The sequence below is a fragment of the Streptomyces eurythermus genome (assembly GCF_014649115.1).
In the GTDB taxonomy this organism is placed as follows: Bacteria; Actinomycetota; Actinomycetes; order Streptomycetales; family Streptomycetaceae; genus Streptomyces; species Streptomyces eurythermus.
In genome coordinates this window covers 216,226-236,433 of the sequence record NZ_BMSK01000014.1, presented here as the reverse complement: position 1 = coordinate 236,433, position 20,208 = coordinate 216,226, and the positions used below count along the sequence as shown (strand labels likewise).

Genomic DNA, 20,208 nt, shown 5'->3' with positions numbered 1-20,208 from the left:
GTCGTCACCGGCCTCCCCTGGCGTGCCGGGCGAGGTGGCGCAGGGCGGTGGCGAACTCCTCGGCCACCCGGCGCACGGTCGCGGTGTCGTGGACGCCGGGCCGGTGGTGCCAGGTGAAGGCGAGCCGGCCGTGCTGGACGGCGCCGACCACCTCCAGCGGGTGGGAGCCGGGGTCCCGGGGGTCGTGGTCCTGTCCGAAGGAGCCGTGTTCGGCGCGGACCAGGCCGCCGTCCGCCGTGTCGGGGCGGGCGTCCCACTGGCCGAGGTAGTTGAACACCACCTGGCTGTGCGCGGTGCCGCCGAGGCGTTCGCGGACCTCGGGCGGGCCGAAGGTGCGCAGCGCGCCGAAGCCGATGCCGTTGCCGGGGACCGCGCGCAGCTGGCGGCGCACCGACTTCACCAGCGACCGCCAGTCCCGGTCCGGGCCGAGGTCGCCGGGGTCGGGCACCTGGAGGGCCACGGGGTGGACGGTGGTGAACCAGCCGACGGTGCGGGTCAGGTCGACCCCGTCGAGCAGGTCCTCGCGGCCGTGCCCCTCCAGGTCCAGGCGGACCCGGTCCCGTCCCGTCCAGCGGGCCAGGGCGAGGGCGAGGGCGGCGAGCAGGACGTCGTTGACGCGGGTGCGGTAGGCGGTGGGGGCGGACCGCAGCAGGGCGGTGGTGTCCTCTTCGCCGAGTTCCACGTCCACCGTGGCGGCCGGTCCGGCGCCGGCGGCCGGGGCCGGGGGCTCCTCGGTGTTCACCGCCTGTTCCCAGTAGGGCAGTTCGTGGTCGAGGCCGCCCTCGGCGACGTGTGCGGCGAGCTTCCGGGACCACTCGCGGAAGCTGGTGCTCCGCTCCCCCAGGGTGACCTGGCCGCCGTGGCGGGCCTGCCGGTAGGCGGTCTCCAGGTCGTCGCGCAGGATGCGCCAGGAGACGGCGTCCACGACCAGGTGGTGGGCGACGAGGAGGAGGAAGGCGGGCCGGTCGGCGGCGCCGGTGAACAGGGCCGCGCGCAGGTGCGGGCCGTGGGCCAGGTCGAAGCTCGCGTGGAGTTCGTCGGCGGCCTTGGCCATGGCCGCGTCGGCGTCGTCGGCGGACAGGCCCGTCAGGTCGTACCGGGTCAAAATGTCCTGTCCGGTGGTGGGCGGCGGGTTGAACTGCCGCCAGCCGCCGGGCTCTTGGGTGAACGTCATGCGCAGGGCGTCGTGGTGTTCCAGCAGCGCGTCCAGTGCGGCGCCCAGGGCGCGCGGGTCGGGGGTGCCGTCGAGTTCCAGCAGTGCCGACTGGTTGAAGTGGTGGTGGGCGGCGCGCGGGGTGGTGAGGAACCAGTGCTGGATCGGGGTGAGCGGCACCTCGCCGGTGACCGGGCCGTCGGCGGACCGCCGGGGCGCGGCGCGGACGACGGTGGCGAGGTCGGCGACGGTCTGGTGGGTGAACAGGTCCCGGGTGGCCACGTGCAGTCCGTCGCGGCGCAGCCGGGAGACGACCTGCATGCTCAGGATGGAGTCGCCGCCGAGCGCGAAGAAGTTGTCGTCGGCGCCGACTTCCCCGATGCCGAGCACATCGGCCCAGATCCGGGCGATCCGGCGTTCGGTGTCGGTGCGCGGCGCGGTGCGCGGTCCGTCCGCCGCCTGGGCGGGACCGGGGGCGGGCAGCGCGCGGCGGTCGGTCTTGCCGTTCGGGGTGAGCGGCAGCCGCTCCAGCGGGACGAAGACCGACGGCACCATGTGCGGGGGCAGCGACCCGGCCAGGTCCAGCCGCAGTTCACCGACGGGCAGGGCGGTGCCGGACGGCTCGGCGGGGACGACGTAGGCGACGAGCCGGGCCGGTACCCCGGCCCGGTCCGCGCGGACGACGACGGCCGCGTCCCGGACCAGGGGGCTGCGGCGCAGCGCGCTCTCGATCTCGCCGGGTTCGATGCGGTAGCCGCGCAGCTTGACCTGGTCGTCGGCGCGTCCGGCGAACCGCAGCCGGCCGTCGGCGGTCCACCGCACCAGGTCCCCGGTGCGGTACATCCGCTCCCCCGGCGCCCCGGACGGGTCGGGCAGGAAGCGCTGGGCGGTGAGTCCCGGCCGGCCCAGATAGCCGCGGGCCAGGCCGGGCCCGGAGACGTACAGCTCGCCGGTCACGCCGGGCGGTACGGGGCGCAGCGCGGCGTCGAGCACCTGGACCCGGGTGGTGCCGGCGGGGCGGCCGATGGACGGGGTGCCGGTGCCGGGGGTGAGCGGGCCGGTCCAGGTGGCGACCACGGTGGCCTCGGTGGGGCCGTAGGAGTTGATCATCCGGCGGCCGGGTGCCCAGGTGTCGACCAGGTCGGCGGGGCATGCCTCGGCGCCCACGATGAGGGTGCGCAGGCGGGGCAGGGCGGCGGCGGTCTCGGGCGGTACGGTGGCCAGCGCGGCCGGCGGGATCAGGGTGTGGGTGATCTCCCGTCCGGCGAGCACCTCGGCGAGCCGCTCCCCGACCAGTGGTCCTTCCTCGCCGGTGACCAGCGCGGCCCCGCCGAGCAGGGAGACGCACAGTTCCAGCACGGAGGCGTCGAAGCTCGGGGAGGCGAACTGCAGGACCCGGTCTCCGGGGCCCGCCGCGTACTGTTCCGCGGCCGCCGCGGCGAAGGAGGCGAGGCCCCGGTGGGTGACCACGACGCCCTTGGGGGTGCCGGTGGAGCCGGAGGTGTAGATGACGTACGCGGGGTGGGCGGGGGTGAGCGCGGTGGTGCGGTCGGCGTCCGTGGGCGCCGTGTCCGGTCCGTCGGCGTTCCACACCTCGGCGGGGTCGCCGAGGACCAGGTGGGCGCCCGCGTCCCGGATCATGAACTCCCTTCTGGGGGCCGGGTAGTCGGGGTCGACGGGCAGGAAGGCGCCGCCGGCCTTGGCGACGGCGAGCTGGGCCACCACGGTCGACGCCGAGCGGGGCAGCGCCAGGGCCACCACGCGCTCCGGTCCGACGCCGTCGGCGATGAGCCGGTGGGCCAGCCGGTTGGCCGCCCGGTCGACCTCGGCGTAGGTCAGTTCCCGGTCGCCGTCGATCAGCGCCACGGCGTCCGGGGTGCGGACCGCCTGCCGTTCGAACAGGGCGGGCAGGGTGGACTCGGGCACCGGGCGGAAGGAGCCCCGGCCGCGCGCCGTCAGGGTCTGCAGCTCCTCGTCGGAGGCCAGCGGGAGGGCGCCGAGCGGGCGGTCGGGGTCCTCGGCCACGGCGCGCAGCAGGGTGGTGAGCTGGGCGGCCATCCGTTCGGCGGTGGCCGCGTCGAACAGGTCGGTGTTGTAGGTGAGCAGGCCGTGCAGGGCGCCGGTGCCGGTCTCGGCGAACTCCACGGTGAGGTCGAACGCGGCCTGTTCCGACTCCGGTTCGACGTCGGTGACGTCCAGGCCGGGCAGGTCGAGGTCGGCGGCCGGGGTGTTCTGGAGGACGACCATGACCTGGAAGAGCGGGCTGCGGCTGGTGTCCCGTTCGGGCTGGACGGCGTCCACGACCCGTTCGAACGGCACGTCCTGGTGGGCGAAGGCGTCGCGGACGGTCTGCCGTACGTCGGTGAGGAACGCGGAGAACGGCCGTGCGGCCTCGGCGCGGGAGCGCAGCACCAGGGTGTTGACGAAGAATCCGACCAGGTTCTGGGTCTCGGGCCGGTCGCGGCCGGAGGTGACGGTGCCGACGGCGATGTCCTCGGCGCCGGAGAGCCGGGCGAGGTAGGCCTGGGCGGCGGCGACGAGCGTGGTGAACAGGGTGGTGCCGTGGTCCCGGGCGAGCCGGGTGAGCCGGGTGACGGCCGGGGCGGGCACGGTCAGCCGGGTGGTCGCGCCCGAGCTGGTGCGTACCGGCGGGCGGGGCCGGTCGGTGGGCAGTTCCAGCGGTGTGGTGCCGGCCAAGCGCTCCTTCCAGTGGGCGAGGTGCTCGTCGGCGTCGCTGTCGGCGGTGGTGCGCTGCCAGTGCGCGTAGTCGGCGTACTGCACCGGCAGCGGCGGCAACTCCGTTTGGCTTACCCCGAGTCGGGCTCGGTAGTGGTGGGCGAGGTCGCCGAGCAGGACGGCGGTGGACCAGCCGTCGGTGACGATGTGGTGCAGGGCGAGGGAGAGGACGTGGTCCTGCTCGCCGAGCCGGATCAGGCCGGCCCTCAGCAGCGGGCCCTCGCGCAGGTCGAAGGGGCGGGCGCGGTCCTCGGCGAGCAGCCGCCGCAGCTCCGGCTCCCGCAGGGAGTCGGCGACCTGGGAGAGGTCGCGGACGGGCAGCGGCATCTCCCGGGGCGGGTGGACGATCTGGACGCCGCGCCCGTCGACGCTGTCGAAGGTGGTGCGCAGGGACTCGTGCCGGGCCACCACGGCGTCGAGGGCCGCGCGGAGCGCTCCGGTGTCCAGGGTGCCGCGCAGCCTGAGGGCGAGCGCGGTGACGTACTCGGTGCCGCCGGGCTCGAACTCCTGGAGGAACCACAGGCGTTGCTGGGCGTGGGACATCGGGGCGACGGCGCCGCGGCCGGCCGGGGCCGGCGCCGGACGGCCGGAGCCGCGCCGGGTGCCGAGGAGGCGGGCCAGGGCGGCCGGGGTGGGGTGGGTGAACACCGCGCGCGGGGTGACGTCGGTGTCGAATGCCTCGGCGAGGCGGGAGGCGAGCCGGATGCTCAGGATCGAGTCGCCGCCGAGCTGGAAGAAGTCGTCCTCCACACCGGGCGGTTCGCTGCCCAGCACCTCCGCGAAGACGGCGGCGGTGCGCCGTTCGTCCTCGGTGCGGGGCTCGGTCCGGGCGCGCCCCGAAAGGGCCTCGGGCGCGGGCAGGGCGGCCCGGTCGACCTTGCCGTTGCGGCTGAGCGGGAGGGCGGGCAGCGGGACCACGGCGGTGGGCACGAGGTAGTCGGGCAGGGTGCGGGCGGCGAAGGCCCGCAGTTCCTCGGCGTTCCGGCCGGCCTCTCCGACGACGTAGGCCACGAGCCGTTTGGCGCCCGGCCGGTCCTCGCGGGCCAGGACGGCGACGTCCGTCACGCCCGGGTGGGCGGCGAGCGCGGCCTCGGCCTCGCCGGGCTCGACCCGGAAGCCGCGGATCTTGACCTGGTCGTCGGCCCGGCCCAGGAACTCCACGGTGCCGTCCGGGCGCCGCCGGGCCAGGTCGCCCGTGCGGTACATGCGGGTGCCGGGCGGGCCGAAGGGGTCGGCGAGGAAGCGGGCGGCGCTCTCTCCGGGACGGCCCAGATAGCCGCGGGCGACACCCTCTCCGGCCAGGTACAGCTCGCCGGGGCAGCCCGGCGGTACGGGGCGCAGCCGGGCGTCGAGGAGGTGTGCCCGCATGTCGTCGAGCGGCCGGCCGATGGGAACGGTGTCCGGCACGGCCGCCGGGTCGGTGAGGGCGAAGGAGGTCGCGAAGGTGGTGGTCTCGGTGGGGCCGTAGCCGTCCACGACGGTCAGTCCGGGGCAGGCGGCCAGCACCCGGCGCACGGCCGGGGCGGGGACGACGTCGCCGCCGGTCCACACCTGGGTCAGGCCCCGGAAGCAGTCGGGGGCGTCCTGGGCGAGCAGCCGGAACAGTCCGGCGGTCAGCCACAGCGCGGTGAGCCCGCCGTCGGCGGCGAGCCGGCGCAGCAGGGCCGCGTCCACGCTCTCGCCGGGTGCCACGACCACGCGGCCGCCGTTGAGCAGGGGCGCCCACACCTCGAAGGTGGCCGCGTCGAACGCCACCGGCGAGTGCAGCAGCACGCGGTCGCACACCCCGCCGGCGAACCGGCTGTCGGTGCCGAGCGCCGCCACGTCCCGGTGCCGTACCGCGACGGCCTTGGGCAGCCCGGTGGAGCCGGAGGTGAACATCACGTAGGCCAGCCGGTCGGGGTCGGCGGGCGGCAGCGGCCGCCCCACGGTGTCGCGCGCGGGCCGGCCGGGGCCGGGGGCCGGGGTGCGCTCGGACCGGGCGGGCTCGTCGGCCGGGATGCGCTCCGCGCCCGGCGTGCTCGGCGCCGGCCGGCCGGGGTGGGCCTTCCGCGCGCCCCGCGCGAGGGCACCGGGCGTCTCGCCTTCCGTGCCCCGCCGGGGCCGGCCGGGGAGGGTGTCCCCCGCTTCACCCGCGAGGGTGCCTCGTGCCGCTTCCGCTCCGGTGTCGTACGCCGGTCGGGCGGTGTCGGCGGGCGGCACCCGGTCTCCCGTGGCGTCGGGGCGCGTGGCGGTCACGTCCGCTGCCGTGAGGCGGGTGGTCGCGCCCGCCTGGGCCAGTAGGGTGCGGCGGCGTTCCTCGGGGGCGCGGGTGTCGACGGGGACGTAGGCGCCGCCGGCCAGCAGGACCGAGAGCTGGGCGACGACGAGTTCGGCGGAGCGGTCCATCAGCAGGGCCACCCGGTCCTCGGGCGCCAGCCCGCCGGCCAGCAACCGGCCGGCCAACGCCGCCGCCCACTCGTGCAGTTCGCGGTAGGTCAGCTCGCGGTCTCCGTCGTGGACCGCGACCGCGTCCGGGGTGCGGCGGGCCTGCTCGGCGAACAGGTCCACGGGGCTGCGCGGGCCGGCCGGGCGGGCGGTGGTGTTCCAGGCGGCCAGCAGCTCGCGGTCGGCCGGGGTGAGCGGGTCCAGCGCGGCCAGGTCGGTGTCGCAGCCGTCGGCGAGGGTGGTGAGCAGGGCGGCCAGCCGGCCGGCGGCGCGCTCGGCGGTGCCGGCGTCGAACAGCGCGGGGTCGTAGGCCAGCTCGAAGCCGAGTCGTTCGTCCAGGTGGGCGCGCAGGCACCAGGCGAAGGTGGTGGCGTCGTCGGCGCGCACCTCCTCGACCCGGACACCGGTGCGGGCGGTCGCCGACTCGTCCACGGGGTAGTTCTCGAACACCACCATGCTGTCGAACAGCGGTTCCCCGGGCGGGACTTCGCTGACGGCCTGGATGCGGGACAGGGCGAGGAAGTCGAAGCGGCGGGCGTCGCTCTGCCGTTCCTGGAGGTCGCGCAGCCACGGCAGCACCGGCCCGGCGGGGACCCGGACCCGGGTCGGCACGGTGTTGACGAACATGCCGATCATGCCCTCGACTCCGGGCAGTTCGGCCGGGCGGCCGGAGACGGTGGTGCCGAAGACCACGTCGTCCCGGCCGCCGGAGCGGGCCAGCAACAGCGCCCAGGCGCCCTCCACCACGGTGTTGACGGTGAGCCCGGCGCGGGCGGCGCTCTCCCTCAGGCGCCGGGAGAGCTCCGGGTCCAGCTCGTGGCGGACGGCGGCGGCGGAGCGGGCCCGGTGGGCCTCGGCGGGCGTGCGGTCGTACGGCAGCGGGGTGCGGGCGGTGAACCCGGCGAGCGCGTCGGCCCAGTGCCTTTCGGCGGCCGTCTCGTCCTGTGCGCGCAGCCAGTGCAGGAAGTCCGCGAAGGGCCGCCGTGCCGGGGGTGCCTCCTCCGGGCCGCCGGTGAGGGCCGCGTAGCGTGCGCAGACCTCGGTGAGCAGCTGTCCGGTGCTCCAGCCGTCGAGGACGATGTGGTGGGTGGACCACAGCAGCAGCACCTCGTCGCCGGGCAGGGCGGCCAGGGTGAGCCGGGTGAGCGGCGCGCTGGTGAGGTCCAGGCCGGCCGCGCGGTCCTCGGCGAGCAGCCGTTCGGTGGCCTCGGCGCGTTCGGCGGGGGTCAGGGTGCGCCAGTCGAGGTGGGTGACGGGCAGTTCGGCGTGGCGGTGGACCACCTGGACGGGGTGGGGCAGGCCGTGCCAGTGGACGCTGGTGCGCAGCGCCGGGGTGCGGTCGGCGACCTGCTGCCAGGCGGCGGCGAAGGCGCCCGGGTCGGCCACCCCGGACAGCCGTACGGCGGTGCGGTCGAAGTAGGCGTGCTCGGTGTCGACGAGGCCGTGGAAGAGCATGCCGGACTGGAGCGGGGTGAGCGGCAGGACGTCCTCGATGTGCCGGCCGGTGCCGACGAGCCGGTCCAGCTGTTCCTGGCCGAGGCCGGCGAGGGGGAAGTCGGAGGGGGTACGTCCGCCGGCCGCGGGGTCCGCGCAGTGCGCCACGATCTCGCGCAGGGCGGTGAGGGTGTCCTCGGCGAGCCGGCGGACGGTGGCCTCGTCGTAGACGGCCGCCGGGTAGGTCCAGCCGAGTTCGAGGCGGCCGTGCTGGACGACACCGGTGATGTCCAGCAGGTAGGGGCGGGGTTCGTCCGGGTCGGTGTCGCGTCCCGCCGGGGGCAGGGCGGCGCGGAACAGCCCGTCGGTGCCGTCGGTGTCCCACTGGCCGTGGTAGTTGAAGCCGACCTGGGGGGCCGGGGCGTCGGCGAGGGGGCTGCCGGGCAGCAGGTGGCGCAGGGCGCCGTGGCTCAGGCCGTGCAGCGGGACCGCGCGCAGTTGTTCCTTGACCGAGCGGAGGGTGTCGTGCCAGCCCGCGTCCGGGGCGACGCGCAGCGCGAGCGGGTACTCCGCGGTGAACCAGCCGACGGTCCGGGACAGGTCCACGTCCTCGAACAGCTCCTCCCGGCCGTGGCCCTCGACGCCGAGCAGGACGGTGTCGCGTCCGCACCAGCGGGCCAGGGTGCGGCCGAGGGCGCTGAGCAGGACGTCGTTGACCTGGGTGCGGTAGGTCTCCGGGACCCGGCGCAGCAGGGCGTCGGTGGCCGGCTGGTCCAGGGTGACGGTGAGGGTGGCGGCGGTGCCGTGGGTGTTGGGTCCGGGGTGTCCGGCGGGCAGTTCGGCGGGGGCCTCGCCGGTGCGGGTCCAGTACGGCAGGTCGGCGTCCAGGGCGCCGGAGCGGGTGTGCCGCTCCAGGCGGGCGGCCCAGTGGCCGTAGGGGGTGCCGGTGGCGGGCGGGTCGGCGGGCCGGCCGGCCGCCGCCGCCCGGTGGGCGGCCTCCAGGTCGGCGAGCAGGATGCGCCAGGACACTCCGTCGATCACCAAGTGGTGTGCGGTGATGACGAGTTGTCCCGGTCGCCGCGGGCCGCGGTCGAGGAACAGGACGCGGACGACCCGCCCGGCCGTGGGGTCGAGGGCGGCCTGCGCCTCCTCGGTGAGCCGCTGGGCCTCGCGTTCCAGCGCCGGGTCGTCCAGCGCGGCCACGTCGTGCCGGGTGAACACGCCGTCCGGTGCCGCGGGCAGCGCCTCCTGGCGCCAGCCGTCGGGGGTGTGCCGGAACCGGGTGCGCAGGGCCGCGTGCCGGCGGACCACGGCCTCGGTGGCCTGCTCCAGCGCCGGGGAGCGGGTGCCGGCGACGAGTTCCAGGCGCTGGGTCATGGTGAACCGCAGCGGCCGGGCGGGGTCGCGGCCGTCCAGGTACCAGTGCTGGATCGGGGTCAGCGGCGCCTCGCCGGTCTCCTCGACGGCCGAGTGCGGCGCGGACTCCTTGGCGCACAGGGCGAGTTCGGCGACGGTCTGGTGCCGGAAGACGTCCTTGGTGGTGAGGGCGAGTCCGGCCTGCCGGGCGCGGGAGACGATCTGGATGCTCAGGATGGAGTCGCCGCCGAGGGTGAAGAAGTTGTCGCGGGCGCCGACGCGTTCGACGCCGAGCACCTCGGCCCAGATCGCGGCCAGGCGTTCCTCGGTGCCGGGCCGGGGGGCGACGTAGGGGGTGGTGCCGTCGGGCCGCGCGGGCGGGGCGGGCAGGGCGCGCCGGTCGGTCTTGCCGCTGGTGGTGCGCGGGATCCGGGCGAGCGGGACGAACGCGGCGGGCACCATGTGGTCGGGCAGGGTGCGGCGCAGCGCGAGGCGCAGGGCGTCGGCGGACGGGGCGCGGCCGCCGGCGGGCACCACATAGCCGACGAGCATGAGCCGGCCGGCGTGCTCCCGGGCGGCCACCGCGGCGTCGGCGACGTCGGGGTGGTCCAGCAGGGCGGCCTCCACCTCGCCGGGTTCGATGCGGAACCCGCGGATCTTGACCTGTTCGTCCGCCCGGCCGAGGAACTCCAGCAGCCCGTCCCGGTCCCAGCGGGCCCGGTCCCCGGTGCGGTACATCCGCTCCCCCGGCGCGCCGAACGGGTCGGCGAGGAAGCGGGCGGCGGTGAGGCCGGGCCGGCCCAGGTAGCCGCGGGCCACCTGCGCCCCGGCCAGGTACAGCTCGCCGGGCACACCGGGCGGCACCGGGCTGAGGGCGCCGTCGAGGACGTAGGCGCGCAGGCCGCCGCCGGGGCGGCCGATGACCGGGTGGTCGGGGCGGTCCTCGGTGCGGGCGTAGACGGCGTCGACGGTGCACTCGGTGGGCCCGTACATGTTGTACACGGCCACGCCCAGCTCCTCCTCGGCGCGGGCGAGTTCGCGCCACAGCGCCGGGGTGACTGCCTCGCCGCCGACGAGCAGCAGGCGCGGATGGTGGCGGCCGGGGGCGAGCAGTCCGGCGGCGGTGAGTTCGCGCAGGAACGAAGGGGTGACGTTGACCAGGTCCAGGCGGTGCTCGGCGACCTGGGCGCAGAACGCCCGCGGGTCGAGGCGGACGTCCTCGTCTATGAGGTGCACCTCGTGGCCGAGGGCGAGGAGCAGGGGCCCCTCCCAGGAGGTGTCGAAGGAGAAGGAGGCGCTGAGGGCGGCCCGCAGCCGGCGCCCGTCCGTGGTGTGCGGGGCGAGCAGCCCCTCGCGGTGGTCGTGGCAGAGGTTGACCAGCTGCCGGTGTTCGACGGCGACGCCCTTGGGGCGGCCGGTGGAGCCGGAGGTGTAGACGAGGTAGGCGGTGTGCCGGGGCAGCAGGGGCCGGACGCGGTCGGCGTCGGTCGGGTCGTGGTCGGGCATCCGGTCCCAGGGCACTTCGCCGAGGCCGGTCAGCAGGGTGTGCGGGCGGGCGTCGGCGAGCAGCAGGTCCTGCCTCTGTTGCGGCAGTTCGGGGTCCAGGCAGAGCAGGGTGGCGCCCGCCTTGAGGACCGCGAGCAGGGCGACCATCAGGTCGGTGGTGCGCGGCAGGCGTACGGCGATCACGTCCTCGGGGCCGGCGCCCCGGGCGATGAGGTGGTGGGCGAGCCGGTTGGCGCGCCGGTTGAGCGTGGCGAAGCCGAGGGTGGTGTCGCGGGCGGCGAGGGCGGTGTGGTGGGGGGTGCGGGCGGCCTGGGCCTCGAAGAGGGCGGGGAAGGTGGTGTCCGGCGCGGGCAGCGGGGCGCCCCGGCCGTGGCGGAGCACCTGGCGCCGTTCGTCGCCGGTCATCAGGGGCAGCCGGCCCACCTGCCGCCCGGGGTCCTCGGCGGCGGCCTCCAGCAGGACGCGCAGCCGGGCGGCGAGGCGTTCGGCGGTGCCGGCGTCGAACAGGCCGGTGCTGTACTCCAGATGGCCGGTGAGGCCGTCGTCGGTCTCCACGAAGTCGAAGGCGAGGTCGAAGGTGGCGGTGCGGACCGGCGGGGTGACCGGTTCCACCGTCAGGCCGGGCAGCCGGGGCGGGGCGGCGTCGAGGTTGTGCAGGGCGACCATGACCTGGAACAGCGGCGTGCGGCTGGTGTCCCGCTCGGGCTGGACGGCGTCCACGACGCGTTCGAAGGGCACCTCCTGGTGGGCGGATGCCTCCAGGACGGTGGTGCGCACCTCGGCCAGCAGTTCCCGGAAGGACAGGCCGGGGCGGACCTGGGCGCGCAGCACCAGGGTGTTGACGAACATGCCTACCACGTCGTGCAGTTCGGGCCGGTCCCGGCCGGCGGTGACGGTGCCGACGGTGATGTCCTCCTGGCCCGCCCAGCGGGCGAGCAGGACCTGGCAGGCCGTCACCAGGGTCATGTAGAGGGTGGCGTCGGCTTCCCGGCCGCGCTCGCGCAGCCGCTCGGTGAGGGCGGCGGGCAGGGTGAACGTCAGCAGGGCGCCGTCCCGGGTGCGGACGGCGGGGCGGGGCCGGTCGGTGGGCAGCTCCAGCGGGACCACGCCGTCCAGGGCCTCGCGCCAGTAGGCGAGGCCGGACTCCGCCCGCTCGGTCCGGGCGCGCTGCCAGGCGGCGTGGTCGGCGTAGCGGACGGGCAGGCCGGGCAGGTCGGGGCGGCGGCCCTCCAGGGCCGCCGTGTACAGCTCGCCGAGGTCCCGGGCGAGCACACCGCCGGACCAGCCGTCGGTGACGATGTGGTGGACGGCGAGCACGAGGACGTGCTCGTCGGCGGCGAGCCGGGCCAGTCGGGCCCGCAGCAGCGGCCCGGCGGTGAGGTCGAAGGGGGTGGCGGCCTCGCGGTCCAGCAGGGCGTCCAGCGCCGCGCCGTCCGCGAGGTCGTCCACCGGGAGGTCGACGGGCCGTGGCGGGTGCACGAACTGCCGTGCCTGCCCGTCGTGTTCGGCGAACGTGGTGCGCAGTGCCTCGTGCCGGGCGACCAGGCCGTCCAGCGCGGTGCCGAGCGCGCCGGTGTCCAGGGCGCCGCGCAGGCGCAGCACGGACAGGGTGGTGTACGCGGTGCCGCCCGGCTCGAACCGGTCGAGGAACCACAGGCGTTGCTGGGCGTACGACAAGGGGGCCGGGGTGTCCGGGGCGGTGGCCGGGATGGCGTCGGCGGCCGGCGGGGTGCCGGCGGCGGCCCCGGTCAGGGGCTCGCCCAGCTCGGCGGCGAGGCCGGACAGCGTGGAGTGGGTGAACAGCAGCCGGGGCGAGATGTCGGTGCCGAAGGCGGCGCGCAGCCGGGAGGTGACGCGCACGGCGAGGATGGAGTCGCCGCCGAGGGCGAAGAAGTCGTCGTCGGCGCCGACCTCGTCGGTGTCCAGGACGTCCGTCCAGGCGGCGGCGACCAGCCGTTCGGCGGGGGTGCGCGGCGGGGTCCGGCCGGCGTCGGCGGCGAAGCCGTCGGGGCCGGGTGCGGGCAGGGCGCGCCGGTCGAGCTTGCCGTTGGCGGTGAGCGGCAGCGCGGCCAGCGGCACATAGGCGGCCGGCACCATGTGCGCGGGCAGCAACCCCGCGAGGTGGGCGCGGAGTTCGGCGGCGGAGGGGGGCGGTACGGCGCGGTCGCCGGTGCCGGTGCCGACGACGTGGGCGACGAGCCGGCGGGTGCCGGCGGCGTCCTCGTACACGCCGACGGTGGCCGCGCCGACGCCCGGGTGGCGGTGCAGGGCGGCCTCGATCTCGCCGGGCTCGATGCGGTAGCCGCGGATCTTCACCTGCTGGTCGGCACGGCCCAGGTACTCCAGGGTGCCGTCGGCTCGCCAGCGGGCCCGGTCACCGGTGCGGTACATGCGGGTGCCGGGGCGGCCGAACGGGTCGGCGGGGAAACGGGTCGCGGTGAGACCGGGGCGGTTCAGATAGCCGCGGGCCAGGCCCTCGCCGGCGACGTAGAGTTCGCCGACGGCGCCGGGCGGTACCGGTTCCAGGCGGCCGTCGAGGACGTAGAGCCTGAGGTCGGGGATGCCGGTGCCGATGGGGCTCGCGGTGCCGGCGAGGGCCGCCCGGGCGTCCAGCGGCGCGTAGGTGACGTGCACGGTGGTCTCGGTGATGCCGTACATGTTCACCAGGCGGGGCGCGGTGTCCGGGTGGCGGGCGTACCAGTCGGCGAGCCGGGCGACGTCCAGCGCCTCGCCGCCGAACACCACCGTGCGCAGCGCCAGCCTCCGGCTGACCTCGGGGAGTTCGGCGTCGGCGCGGATCAGCGGGTAGAAGGCGGACGGGGTCTGGTTGAGGACGGTGACGCGTTCGTCGGCGAGCAGGCGCAGGAAGTCCTCCGGGGAGCGGGCGGTGTCCTCGGGGACGATCACGAGCCGGCCGCCGTGCAGCAGCGGGCCCCACAGCTCCCACACCGAGAAGTCGAAGGCGTAGGAGTGGAACAGCGTCCACACGTCGTCGGGGCCGAAGCCGAACCAGATCCGGGTGCGGGTGAACAGCCGGACGACGTTGGCGTGCGGGACGACGACGCCCTTGGGGCGGCCGGTGGAGCCGGAGGTGTAGATGGCGTAGGCGGGGCTCTCGGGCAGCGCGCGGCGGGGCGGGCCGGCGGCCGGGCGGCGGGCGAGGTCGGCGCGCACCTGCGGGTCGTCCAGCGCCACCCGGGGGACGCCGGTGTCGGCCAGGGTCCGCCCGGTGGTGACGAGCGTCACCGGCCGGGCGTCGTCCAGCAGGTTCCGGACGCGCTCGGCGGGCAGGGCGGGGTCGATGGGCAGGTAGGCGGCGCCGGTCTTCAGGACGGCGAGGACGGCCACGACGAGGTCGGTGGAGCGGGGCAGGGCGAGGGCGACGAACGTCTCGGGTCCGGCGCCGAGTTCGGCGAGCCGGTGCGCGAGCCGGCCGGAACGCGCGTCCAGGGTGGCGTAGTCGAGCCGTTCGCCGCCGCAAGAGACGGCCTCGGCGTCGGGGGTGCGGGCGGCCTGGGCGGTGAACAGGGCGTCCAGGGTGCCGGCGGGCCGGCCCTCGGCGGTGCCGTTCCAGTCCGTGAGCATCCGGTGCCGCTCCTCGGCCGTGGTCCAGGCGAGGGAGCGTACGGGCCGGTCCGGGTCGTCGGCCAGCTCGGTGAGCAGCAGGCACAGCCGGCCGGCGAGGGAGCGTACGGTCGCGGCGTCGAACAGCTCGGGGTCGTAACCGAGGTCGAAGCCGAACCGCTCGCCCTGGTAGGCGCGCAGCACCAGCGGGTAGTTGGTGGCGTCGCGGGCCGAGACGTCGGCCAGGCGGATGCCGGTGGCGGCGGAACGCGCCTGGTCGAAGGGGTAGTTCTCGAAGGCGACCAGGCTGTCGAACAGCGGGCTGCCGGCGGGTACGTCGCTCAGCGCGGTCAGTTCGGCGAGGGACACGTCGGCGAACCGCCGGGCCTCGGCCTGCTCTTCCTGGAGCCGCCGGAGCCAGTCGGCCGCGGTGCCCGTGTCGTCCACGCGGACGCGGGCGGGCAGGGTGTTGATGAACATGCCCACCATGGACTCGGCGCCGGGCAGGTCGTCGGGGCGTCCGGAGACGGTGGTGCCGAACAGCACGTCCGGCTCGGCGGCGTAGCGGGACAGCAGCAGTGCCCAGGCGCCTTGGACGACGGTGCCGAGGGTGAGCCCGGCGGCGCGGGCGGTGCGGGCGAGGCGCGCGGAGACCTCGTCGGACAGGGCGGCGGTGTGCACGTGGCCGGAGCGGGTCTCGTGGCCGGGGCGGCGGACGCGGTCGGCGGGCAGCGGGGTGGGGGTGGCGAACCCGGCGAGGACGGTCCGCCAGTGCGCGCGGGCTGCCTCGGTGTCCCGGTCGGCCAGCCAGCGTACGTAGTCGCCGAACGGCCGCCGCGCCGGGGGCCGTGGCGCGGTGCCGGCGGTGAGGGCCGCGTACTCCTCGAACACGTCGGTGAGCACCTGGGCGAGGCTCCAGCCGTCCAGGATCAGATGGTGGGAGGTCCACAGCAGGCGCAGCCGGGCGTCGGGCAGCCGGATCAGGGTGAGCCGCGTCAGCGGTGCCGTGCCGAGGTCCAGTCCGCGCGCGAGGTCGTCGGCGCGCAGCCGCTCCAGCCGTCCGGCCCGCTCCCGCTCGTCCAGCTCCCGCCAGTCCAACTGCTCGATCGGAAGAGCTACTTGGCGGTGAACAACCTGGAGCGGCACGGGCACGCCCTCCCACACCACCGAGGTGCGCAGGGCCGGGGTGCGGTCGGTCACCCGCTGCCAGGCCAGGGCGAGGGCGTCGGGGTCGGGGACGCCGTCCAGCAGGAGGGCGGCCTGGTCCACGTACACGTCGTCCGGTCCGCCGACCAGCCGGTGGAAGAGCATGCCCTCCTGGAGCGGGGTGAGCGGCAGCAGGTCCTCCACGTCCCGCCCGTCGCCCACGAGGCGGTCCACTCCGGCCTGGTCCAGGCGGGCCAGCGGGAAGTCGGAGGGGGTGCGGCCGCCCGCGCCGGGCCGGGCGCAGTGCTCGGCGATGCCGGCGAGCGCGGCCACCATGGCGTCGGCCAGCCGCCGTACGGTGCCGGTGTGGTGCACCTGGTCGCTGTAGTGCCAGGTGATCTCCAGCTCGCCGCCGGCGACCAGGGCGGACACGTCCAGGAGGTGGTCCAGGGGCGCGCCGGGGTCCATGTCGGCGCCGGGTACGTCGGCGACGGGCGCGAAGTCGCCCGCGGCGGGCGCCTCCCACTGGCCGTGGTAGGTGAAGCACACCTGGGGCAGCGGGAGTTCGCCGAGCGCCCGGGCCTCGGGCCGGGGTGAGCCGAGGTGGCCGAGGGCCTGGTAGCCGAGACCGCGCTGGGGCACGGCCCGCAGCCGTTCCTTGACGGCCTTGAGGGTGGTCCCCCAGTCGTCGGGGCCCGCCGGGGTGAGGGTGACCGGGTACTGGGTGGTGAACCAGCCGACCGTGCGGGCCAGGTCGGCGCCCGCGGCCAGGTCCTCCTCGCGGCCGTGGCCCTCCAGGGCGACGGTCACCCGGTCGGTGCCCGTCCAGTCGGCCAGCACCCGGCCCAGCGCGCTCAGCAGCACGTCGTTGACCTGGGTGCGGTAGACGCCCGGCACCTTGCGCAGCAGGGCCTCGGTGGTGGCCCGGCCCACCCGGGTACGGACCGTGCGCACGGATCCGGCGAGCGGGGTGCCGGGCAGGTCGACGGGGAGCGGGGTGGGCGGCTCGGCGGTCTCCCGTGTCCAGTAGGGCAGGTCGTCGTCCAGGCCGCCGGTCCGGACCCGGTCGGCGAGGGCGTGCGCCCAGGCGGTGAACGGGGTGTGTTCGGGCTCCAGTCGCGGTTCCTGGCCCGCGGCGGCCTGCCGGTAGGCGGTTTCCAGGTCGGCGAGCAGGATCCGCCAGGAGACGCTGTCGACGGCCAAGTGGTGTGCGGCGAGGAAGAGTTGCGGGCGTCCCGGGCCGGTGAGCAGGGCGGCGCGCAGCAGGGTGCCGGTGGCCGGGTCCAGCGCGGCGCGGGCGGCGCGGGCCGCCTCGGCGGGCGGGGTGCCGGGGGCGCAGCGGGTCAGCAGGCCGCCGGCCGGGCCGGTGCCGGGGTGCTGCCGCCAGGTGTCCCCGGTGCGGGTGAAGCGGGTGCGCAGGGCGGGGTGGTGGGCGACCACCGCGTCCAGTGCCCGTTCCAGTGCCCGTGTGTCGAGGTCGTGGGGCAGGTCGAGCAGCATCGACATGCCGAAGTGGCGCAGCGGCCCGTGCGTGGCGAAGAACCACTCCTGGACCGGGGTGAGCGGGGCGGGCCCGTCCTCCCGCGGGCGCCGGGGCGCGGGTACGGCGGCGGTGCGGCGGGGCGCGGCGGCGGCCAGGTCGGCGACCGTCTGATGCCGGAAGACGTCCTGGGAGCCGATGTCGAGCCCGGCGGCGCGGGCCCGGGAGACGGCCTGGATGCTGAGGATGGAGTCGCCGCCCAGCTCGAAGAAGTTGTCGGTGACGCCCACCCGGTCCACCCCGAGCACCTCGGCCCAGATACCGGCGAGGAGTTCCTCCTCCGGGGTGCGCGGTGCGGTGAACTCCCGTTCCTCCACGACGTGTTCGGGGGCGGGGAGGGCGCGGCGGTCCAGCTTGCCGCTGGTGGTCAGCGGCAGCGCCTCCAGCGGGGTGAAGGAGGACGGCACCAGCGCCTCGGGCAGCACCCGGCGCAGGGCCGCCCGCAGATCGGCGGGGGCGGGCCGGGGCGCGCCGGGCGCGGGGACGACGTAGGCGGCCAGGCGGGTGTGGCCGTGCGGGTCGGGCACGGCGACGACCGCGGCGGCGGCGATGCCGTCGAGGGCGAGCAGGGCGGCCTCGATCTCGCCGGGCTCGACACGGTGGCCGCGCACCTTGACCTGGTCGTCGGCGCGGCCGAGGTAGTCGAGGCGGCCGTCGGCGGTCCAGCGGGCCAGGTCACCGGTGCGGTACATCCGCTCCCCCGGCGCCCCGAACGGGTCGGCGAGGAAGCGGGCCGCGGTCAGCCCCGGCCGGCCGGTGTAGCCCCGGGCGAGCTGGGGGCCCGCCAGGTACAGCTCGCCGCCGACGCCGGGCGGCACCGGCCGGAGCCGGGCGTCCAGCACATACGCCCGCAGTCCGGGCAGCGGGCGGCCCACCAGCGGACGGTCGCGGCCGTCGATGCGGCAGGACAGCGCGTCGACCGTGCACTCGGTGGGGCCGTAGAAGTTGTACGCGGTCACGTCCGGGTGGGCGGCCAGCTCCCGCCACAGCGCGGGCCCGGCCGGCTCGCCGCCGAGCATGAGGACGCGGGGCCGGTGCCGGGGGTCGGTGAGCAGCCCGGCGGGCAGCAGTTGACGCAGGTAGGAGGGGGTGAGGTCGAGGAAGTCGATCCGGTGCTCGACCACGTACTCGACCAGGGCGGCCGGGTCCATCCGGGTGTCCTCGTCCACCAGGTGCAGCGGGTGGCCGTCGGCCAGCAGCAGCACGCCTTCGAGGGAGGTGTCGAAGGAGAAGGACGCGGTGAGCGCGACCCGCAGCGGTCCGCCGCCCGCCTCGGCGACGAAGCCGGACCGGTGCGCGGCCAGCAGATGGGCCGCCGCGCGGTGGGACACGGCGACGCCCTTGGGGCGGCCGGTGGAGCCGGAGGTGTGGATGACGTACGCGGTGTGCTCCGGATCCAGCGGGGCGCGCCGGTCGGCGTCGGTGGGATCGGTGTCCGGGGCGGTCGCGGGTACGGCGCGCAGCGCGGCCTCGTCCAGGACCAGGGCCGGGCGGACGTCGTCCAGCAGGAACCGGACGCGTTCCTCGGGCAGCGCCGGCTCCAGCGGCAGATAGCCGGCGCCGGCCTTCCACACGGCGAGGATCGCGGTGATCATGTCGGCGGTGCGCGGCAGCCGCAGCGCGACCAGCCGTTCGGGGCCGGCGCCGAGCGCGATGAGGTGGTGGGCGAGCCGGTTGGCGCGGGCGTTGAGCGTGCCGTAGTCCAGCCGTTCGCCGCCCGCGACGAGGGCGAGGGCGTCCGGGGTGCGGGCCGCGCGGCGCTGGAAGAGCTCCGGGTGGGTGGCCTCGGGCAGGGGTTGCCGGGGGCCGGCGCTCCAGTCGCGCAGGATCTGCCGCAGCTCCGCCCCGGACAGCAGGGGCAGGCTGTCCAGCGGGCGGTCCGGTGCCTCGGCCGCGCCCTGGAGCAGGCGCAGCAGCTGTCCGGCCAGCCGTTCGGCGGTGTCGGCGTCGAACAGGTCGGTGCGGTACTCCAGCAGTCCGGTCAGGCCGGCGCCGTCCGGCACGAACTCGATGCTCAGGTCGAAGGTGGCCGCCTGCCGGGGCACGGTGACCGGGGTGGCGGCGAGGCCGTGCGGGGCGGTCGCGGCGGGCGGGGCGGGGTGCAGCAGCACCATCACGTCGAACAGCGGGTTGCGGCCCGCCTCGCGGGGCGCGCCGACCGCCTCCACGATCCGTTCGAACGGCGTGTCGCCGTGGGCGAAGGCGTCGCTCACCGTGCCGGCGGCCCTCGTCAGCAGGTCGCGGAAGGATCCGGAGGTGTCCACCGGGGTTCGCAGCACGACGGTGTTGACGAAGAAGCCGACGGTCCGTTCGAGGTCGGTGCGGGGCCGGCCGGGGGTGAGGGAGCCCACGGCGATGTCGTCCTGCCCGGACCAGCGGGCCAGCAGCGCCTGGACGGCGGCGACCAGCGCGGTGTGCAGGGTGCCGTGCCGCTCGGCCGCGAGGTCGCGCAGGCGCGCGGTCAGGGGGGCCGGGACGGTGAAGGTGTGCACGGCGCCCTCGCCCGCCTCCTCGCCGCGCCGCGGCCGGTCCAGGGGCAGCTCGGGCGCCACCGTCCCGGTCAGCTTCTCCTTCCAGTGGGCGAGTTCGCGCTCCAGGCGGGGACCGGAGAGCTGGGCGCGCTGCCAGACGGCGAAGTCCGGGTACTGCGTCGGCACCGGGGGCAGCCCGGGGGCCTTGCCGCGCGCCAAGGCGTCGTAGGCGGTGCACAGTTCGTCCAGCACCACGCCCATCGACCAGCCGTCGGTGACGATGTGATGCGCCGTCAGCATCAGGACGTGCGCGGTCGCCGACTCGCGCAGCAGCAGGGCGCGCAGCAGCGGACCGTGCCGCAGGTCGAAGGGGCGGGAGTACTCCGCCAGCAGGTCCGCGTCGAGGTCGTCGGTGTCCCGGACCGGGAGCGGCACCGGGCCCGCCGGGTGGACGCGCTGCGCCGGGCGGCCGTCGGTCTCCTCGAAGGTGGTGCGCAGGGCCTCGTGCCGGGCCACGACGGTGGCGAGGGCCGTGCGCAGCGCCTCGTGGTCCGCCGCGCCGGTGAAGCGGACCGCGACCGCGCTGTTGTAGCGGGCGTCGCCGGGCCGCAGCCGGTCCAGGAACCACAGGCGCTGCTGGGCGAACGACAGCGGCAGCGGGCGGTCCCGGTCGGCGCGCGGGATGCCCCGCCGGGTGGCCTGCGCGCCGTCGGCGGCCCGGCCGGCCAAGCGGCGTCGCAGCGCTTCCCGCATCTCCTGGGGCAGCGCCTCGGCACGGTCCCGCCGGGACGGTCCGGAGGGACGGGCGGCGCCTGCGGAGGAGTCGGCGGAGCCGGAGGGGTGGGAAGGGGTCGAAGACGTCATGGTCGTCGGAT

1 protein-coding gene is annotated in these 20,208 nt (G+C 76.4%); it reads right to left on the bottom strand.

Translation table 11 applies throughout. The annotated features are described in order from the left end of the window. Positions 1–4 precede the first annotated feature (4 nt). Complete coding sequence (locus tag IE251_RS26545; RefSeq protein ID WP_189755527.1) at positions 5–20,197, bottom strand: non-ribosomal peptide synthase/polyketide synthase; 20,193 nt, start codon at positions 20,195–20,197, stop codon at positions 5–7. Positions 20,198–20,208 lie beyond the last annotated feature (11 nt).

Excerpts from the sequence above, each read along its gene's own strand:
- IE251_RS26545 (WP_189755527.1), bottom strand. The coding sequence starts at position 20,197 with ATGACGTCTTCGACCCCTTCCCACCCCTCCGGCTCCGCCGACTCCTCC.